Here is a 477-nt window from a genome sequence, read left to right on the forward strand (position 1 = left end):
CAATTAAACAGCGTCTGGGTCTTTAGCGATAATCCTGAACGTTATGCTGAACTGTTTGGCGGCGCGCAGCAATGGGGCCAACAGGTGTATGCCATTGTACAAAATACCGACCAGGCGCAGGCAGTTATGCCTTATGGTCCAAAATGTATTTATGTTCTTGAGCAAAATGATGCGCTGCAACGTACTGAAAATTACGCCGAAAGCATTGCTGCCCTGCTGAAAGATAAACATCCTTCTATGTTGCTGCTGGCCGCGACGAAACGCGGTAAAGCTCTGGCAGCACGGTTAAGTGTGCAACTGAATGCGGCGCTGGTGAACGATGCCACTGCGGTGGATATTGTCGATGGTCACATTTGCGCCGAACACCGGATGTATGGCGGGTTAGCGTTCGCACAGGAAAAGATCAACAGCCCGCTGGCGATCATTACCCTTGCACCCGGTGTTCAGGAACCGTGCACCAGTGATACCGCTCATCAG

General features: G+C 51.4%; 1 pseudogene. It reads left to right on the forward strand.

Going from position 1 to position 477, the window contains the following annotated elements:
• Nucleotides 1-477 (forward strand): annotated as a pseudogene (locus H0X90_RS35360) (hypothetical protein); the annotation flags it as partial.

The sequence above is a fragment of the Burkholderia sp. 9775_39 genome (assembly GCF_015712225.1).
GTDB lineage: Bacteria > Pseudomonadota > Gammaproteobacteria > Burkholderiales > Burkholderiaceae > Burkholderia > Burkholderia cenocepacia.